This window comes from Streptomyces sp. NRRL WC-3549, assembly GCF_000721935.1.
Classification (GTDB): Bacteria; Actinomycetota; Actinomycetes; order Streptomycetales; family Streptomycetaceae; genus Streptomyces.
The window spans coordinates 124875-130691 of sequence record NZ_KL585400.1 but is presented as its reverse complement, the minus strand read 5'-3'; the positions used below and the strand labels follow the sequence as shown (position 1 = coordinate 130691).

Annotated in this window: 7 protein-coding genes; all 7 read left to right on the top strand. The window is 72.2% G+C overall.

Going from position 1 to position 5817, the window contains the following annotated elements:
- Positions 1 to 31: 31 nt before the first annotated feature.
- On the top strand, positions 32 to 679 hold the full coding sequence (locus tag IH13_RS0116455; RefSeq protein WP_031085119.1) for an HAD family hydrolase: 648 nt from the start codon (positions 32 to 34) through the stop codon (positions 677 to 679).
- Between the two features lie 42 nt (positions 680 to 721).
- The gene (locus IH13_RS0116450; RefSeq protein WP_031085117.1) at positions 722 to 1960 is read left to right on the top strand and encodes an MFS transporter; all 1239 of its coding nucleotides are present in this window, start codon (positions 722 to 724) and stop codon (positions 1958 to 1960) included.
- The gene (locus IH13_RS0116445; RefSeq protein ID WP_031085115.1) at positions 1929 to 3101 is read left to right on the top strand and encodes an acetoin utilization protein AcuC; all 1173 of its coding nucleotides are present in this window, start codon (positions 1929 to 1931) and stop codon (positions 3099 to 3101) included. Before IH13_RS0116450 ends, IH13_RS0116445 begins: the two co-directional genes overlap by 32 nt.
- 76 nt (positions 3102 to 3177) lie before the next feature.
- Entirely contained in the window at positions 3178 to 3993 is an 816-nt protein-coding gene (locus tag IH13_RS0116440) for a phosphatase (protein ID WP_031085113.1), read from the top strand.
- Between the two features lie 128 nt (positions 3994 to 4121).
- On the top strand, positions 4122 to 4334 hold the full coding sequence (locus tag IH13_RS0116435) for a helix-turn-helix domain-containing protein (RefSeq protein WP_014046653.1): 213 nt from the start codon (positions 4122 to 4124) through the stop codon (positions 4332 to 4334).
- Between the two features lie 109 nt (positions 4335 to 4443).
- Complete coding sequence (locus IH13_RS40890; protein ID WP_003948845.1) at positions 4444 to 4542, top strand: 30S ribosomal protein bS22; 99 nt, start codon at positions 4444 to 4446, stop codon at positions 4540 to 4542.
- A gap of 306 nt (positions 4543 to 4848) precedes the next feature.
- On the top strand, positions 4849 to 5817 hold a 969-nt coding region (locus tag IH13_RS0116425), incomplete at its 3' end, for an NAD-dependent epimerase/dehydratase family protein (protein ID WP_031085111.1).

Below are 5817 nucleotides of genomic sequence, written 5' to 3'. Positions count from 1 at the left end.
TTTCTGCGTTCTGAGCGTCTACTGTCGGAGCATGCGCTACGAACTGGTCATCTTCGACAACGACGGTGTGCTCGTCGACAGCGAGCCGATCTCCAACACCGTCCTCGCCGGCTACCTCACCGAGCTCGGCCACACCACCTCGTACGAGGACTCCATCCGCGACTACATGGGGGCCGCCGTCCACCGCGTGCACGATCTCGTCGAGGAGCGGACCGGCCGGAAGCTCCCCGCGGACTTCGACGAGCAGCTCCTCACCCGCACCGTCGCCGCGTTCCAGCAGGAAGACCTCGTCGCCGTCGACGGCGTCGAGGACCTCCTCGGGAAGCTCGTGGCCGACGGTGTGGCCTACTGCGTCGCCTCCTCCGGGAGCCACCAGAAGATCGCGGCCGGACACCGGCGGACCGGGCTCGACCAGTGGTTCGAGGACGAGTGGATCTTCAGCTCGCAGGACGTCGGGCGGGGAAAACCCGCCCCGGACCTGTTCCTCCACGCCGCCGAGCGGATGGGCGTCAGCCCCGAGCGGTGCGTCGTCATCGAGGACAGCCCGCTCGGCGTCGAGGCGGCGCGCGCCGCGGGCATGGACGTGTACGGCTTCACCTCGATGATGCCGGCGGACCGGCTCGTCGGCGTCACCGGGCACTTCTCCGACATGGCCCAACTCCCCGAACTGCTTGCCTGACCGATCTACCCAGCGGTAGTTCCTGGCTCTACGCTCGCGGCCATGACACATGCGCGGCTGCGGTACGGCAGGGCCTCGCTGGCCTTCGGGTTCCTGGTGCAAGGGGTGACCTTCGCCCTGCTCGTGACGCGTATACCCGCCATCCAGGACCGGTACGGGATATCCGACGGGCTGCTGCCCGTCTTCCTGGCCGCGGTACCCGTGCTGGCGGGGGTCGCCAGCGTGGCCACCGAGAAGGTGGTCGCCCGGATCCGCCCCGGCACCGTACTGAGGTGGGCACAGCCCGTCGTGATGCTGGCCCTGCTCGGGGTGGGCGCCGGCAACGAGGTGTGGCAGGCCGCTCTCGCGCTCGGTGTCTTCGGGCTGGCCGTCGGGGCGCTGGACGCCTCCATGAACATGATGGGCGTCAGCCTGCAACGGGCGTACGGCCGCAGCATCATGCTCGGGTTCCACGCCGCGTACAGCCTGGGTGGCATCGCCGGTGCGTCGATGGCCTGGGCGGGCGCCCACTGGCATCTGTCGCTGCTGGTCTCCTACCTGCCCGCGGTGGCGGTCCTGCTGCCGGCGGTGCTCGTCGGGAGCCGGTGGTACACGGAGGGGGACACGCCCCGGGACCCGGACGAGGGGGCCGCGCGGGCCGGTGCGGAGGCCGGGGGCGGGGCCGGGCCCGGGAAGGGGCCGGTGGTGCCGCTGCGGCTGCTGATGCCCCTGTGTCTGGTGATGGCGTTCGCGTACATCGGGGACTCCACCGTCTCCAACTGGAGCGCGAAGTACCTCCAGGACGTGCTGGGCGGTTCGGAGCAGATGGCCACCGTCCCGTACAACGTCTACATGGTGACCACGCTCCTCGGGCGGGCGGTCGGGGACCGGGGGGTGCGGCGGTTCGGCGCCGTGGGCGTGGTGCGGGCCGGGAGCGTGCTGGCGGCCCTCGGTTTCGCGGTGGTGGCGGTGGCGCCCGGGGCGTGGTGGGGGATGTCGGGGTTCACCCTGCTGGGGCTGGGGCTCTGTGTGCTCGTGCCGCAGACCTTCGCCGCGGCCGGCCGGATGTTCCCCGGGGCGAGTGATGTGGCCGTCGCCCGGCTGAACGTCTTCAACTACGTGGGGTTCCTCGTCGGGTCGCCGCTCGTGGGGGCCCTCGGGGACGCCTGGAGCTACCGGGGCGCGATGCTGGTCCCGATGGTGCTCGTTCTCGCGACGCTCGTGTACGCCAAGTCGTTCGGCGCGGAGCCCGCCCGATACGGTGGCGGGCATGAGCGGGCGCGCGCGGCTGATGTGGGATGACGCGGTAACGGGATACGACTTCGGGGACGGCCACCCCATGGACCCGGTCCGGCTCGCCCTGACGATGGGGCTGGTCCGGGCGTACGGGCTCGACGCGGCGGTCGACGTGCGGTCGGCCGGGGCGGCGGGGGAGTCCACCCTGCGGCTGGTGCACCGCGAGGACTACGTGGACGCGGTCAGAGCCGCGTCCGCCGACCCGAAGGCCGCCGACCAGGCGTACGGGCTCGGGACCGTCGACGACCCCGCGTTCGCCGGCATGCACGAGGCGTCCGCGCTCATCGCCGGTCTCTCGGTCGGGGCGGCGGAGGCCGTGTGGCGCGGGGAGAGCGAGCACGCCGTCAACTTCACCGGCGGCCTGCACCACGCGATGCCCGGAGCCGCCGCCGGGTTCTGCGTCTACAACGATCCGGCGCTCGCCATCGCGCGGCTGCTGGAGCTGGGCGCGGAACGGGTCGCCTACGTCGACGTGGACGTCCACCACGGGGACGGTGTCCAGGCGGCGTTCTGGGAGGACCCCCGGGTGCTGACCGTGTCGCTGCACGAGCACCCGCGCACCCTCTTCCCACAGACGGGCTGGCCCGAGGAGACCGGTTCCGGGGCCGGCGAGGGCGGCGCGGTGAACGTGGCGCTGCCGGCCGGTACGGGGGACGCGGGGTGGCTGCGGGCCTTCCACGCGGTGGTGCCGGAGCTGCTGGCGGACTTCCGGCCGCAGGTGCTGGTCACCCAGCACGGGGCCGACACCCACTTCGAGGACCCGCTGGCCCACCTCGCGGTGTCCCTGGACGCCCAGCGCGCCGTCATGACGGCCTGTCACGAGCTGGCCCACGCCCACGCGGAGGGCGGGCGGTGGGTGGCCCTCGGCGGCGGCGGGTACGCGGTGGTCGACGTCGTACCGCGGTCCTGGACCCACCTCGTCGGGATCGCCGCGCACGCCCCGGTGGACCCCGAGTCGGTGATCCCGGCGTCGTGGCGGGACGAGGTCTACGCCCGTACGCGGCAGTTGGGGCCGGGCCGGATGACCGACGGGCGGACGCCCGAGTGGCGCTCCTGGGAAGAGGGGTACGACCCGGCGGACCGGCTGGACCAGGCGGTGCGGGCCACCCGGCGCGCGGCGTTCCCGCTGCGGGGGCTGCTGCCGTGAGCGGCGGTTACGCCGACGGTGGGGCACCTTAGGGGTTTCCGCCCGCCACGGGGCCCGGTGGGGCAGCATCGTCAGGGTGTTGAGCACCGGAGCGCTGCGCGCTCACCTGCTGGCGGCCCGGCTGGCCGGGCCCGTGGCGACCACCCGGGAGACCAGCCTGCGGAGTTACCGGCTCTTCGCCGCGCGGGACCCGCGCGTGCTGCTGGGCCTCGCTCCCGAACGGGCCTGGCAAGAGGCCGACCTGCTGCGGCTGATGGCCGACCGGTGCGGGGTCTCGGACGACCCCGGCCGGGTGACGGGTCCCGACGTGATCGATCCGGAGCGGACCCTGGCCGCTCTGGACGCGTTCGCGGAACGGCTCGCGGGGGCGGCGGCGCGGCGGTCCGCGGTGCTGCTCGGTACCGGCCATCCGCATCGGCTGCTCGGGTTCTACGCGGTTCTCGCGGACGCCCTGTCGGCGTCCGGGTGTGCGGTGCTCACCCCCGCCCAGGGCCGGAGTGTCGACATCTCGACGCGGTTCGGCGTACGTCCGTGCACCCTTGATTACGTAGAAGGTGTCGCGCTGGTGCGCGAACCGGGCGTGCGGGCGCCGGGGAGTGCGACCGGCGCGCACACGCATTCACCGCTGCCGGTCCGGGCCGTCCTGGACGAGGCGGCGAGGGGCGGCGGGCCGCTGCCCGAGCTGGTCGTCGGGGACCACGGATGGGTCTGCGGTGCAGGTCAGCTGGGTATCGAGGCCGTCGGCCTGGCGGACACGGACGACCCCGCGCTGTTCGTCGGAGAGGCCGAGGGGCGGGTGTCCGTGGTCGTTCCGCTCGATGACGGGGTGCCGTCCGAGCACTACCGCCCACTGGCCCGCTATGTCCTTGATCGGGCGCGTCTGTCCCGGTAGGCGGCCGATCGTCTCACCTCTTCCCCACTCGCATCACCCGCCCCTAACCTGGGCGGTGAGCGCACAACGACGAAGAGTCACCGGAGGGGAAGCCGGTGCGCGTCTCGTGCGGAAGGTACAGGTGGGTCATGGCTGCTGGCAGCGAGAGGCCTCTCAACGAGGTCAAGTTTCTGACCGTGGCGGAAGTCGCCTCGGTCATGAGGGTGTCCAAGATGACCGTGTACCGCTTGGTGCACAGCGGTCATCTGCCGGCGATCAGGGTGGGAAGGTCCTTCCGGGTCCCGGAGCAAGCAGTTCACGAGTATCTCCGTGAGTCCTTCGTGGGGGTGGAGTCCGCCTGACTTCGCCCTCGGATTACGTCCCTCACTCCGTGGCGGGTAGGCTAGGCCGACGTAGGTCGTGTGGGCCCAGACGCCCCGCACCAGTGAAGAAGACAAAGCGAGGGTAGTCGTGGGCTCTGTTATCAAGAAGCGGCGCAAGCGGATGGCCAAGAAGAAGCACCGCAAGCTGCTCAAGCGCACGCGCGTTCAGCGTCGCAACAAGAAGTAGGCGAACGCGGTTCGTGAGTCCGAGGCCCTCCCACCGTCCTGGTGGGAGGGTTTCGTCGCGTCCGGGGCCGAAGCGGCGCCGGCCGTTCTCCGGCGCTCTTCCCAGGCGCTTTCCTCCGGCGCCTTCCCCAAGCGCCTTCCTCCGCCGCCTTCCCCAGGCGCTTTCCTCCGGCGTCGGTGTGGTTCCCGCCATCGGTTCGGTAAAGGCCGCCATGGGGTCGCCACGGCACAGCGCCCAGCGACTACCGTGACGCCCGAGGGGAAGACCCCCGCTCCGCGTACGAACGACCGACGGAAGGCGCTGGTCTTGGGGAAGATCGTGCTCGTCACAGGTGCGGCCCGGCAACTGGGGGGCCGCTTCGTGCGGCGCGTCCAGCGGGACGCCGGGGTGGACCGGGTGATCGCCGTCGACGCCACCACGCCCCCGCACCCGCTCGGCGACGCCGTGTTCGTGCGGGCCGACGTCCGGCAGCCCGCGATCGCCCGGGTGCTGGCCGAGCACTCCGTCGACACCGTCGTCCACCTCGACGTCTCCGGGAAGGCGCTCGGCGCGGGCGGCCGGACGGCGATCAAGGAGACGAACGTCATCGGCACCATGCAGCTGCTCGGTGCCTGCCAGAAGTCCCCGACCGTCCAGCGGTTCGTGGTCAAGTCCAGTACGAGCGTGTACGGCTCGGCCCCCCGGGACCCGGCGGTCTTCACCGAGACGACCCCGCCCAAGTCCCTGCCCAGCGGCGGTTTCGCCAAGGACGCGGCGGAGGTCGAGGGGTACGTGCGCGGCTTCGCCCGCCGCCGGCCGGACGTCGCCGTCTGCGTGCTGCGCTTCGCGAACATCCTGGGGCCCGAACCGGACTCGCCGCTCGCCGACTACCTGACGCTGCCGGTCCTGCCCACGGTCCTCGGCTACGACCCCCGGCTCCAGTTCGTCCACGAGGACGACGTCGTCGACGTCCTGGAGACCGCCGCCCGGGAGCCCCGGCGCGGGACGCTGAACAGCGGCACCTTCAACATCGCGGGTGACGGGGTGCTCCTGCTGTCGCAGTGCGCGCGCCGGCTCGGCAGACCGACCGTGCCGGTGCTGCTCCCCGCGGTCACCTGGGTCGGCTCGGCCCTCCGCGCGGTCGGGATGACGGACTTCTCGCCGGAGCAGATCCGGCTGCTCACCCACGGCAGGGTGGTCTCGACCGTGCAGATGCGCGAGACACTGGGGTTCCGGCCCAGGTACACCACGGCGGAGACCTTCGCGGAGTTCGCCCGGAGCCGGAGGCCGGGGCTG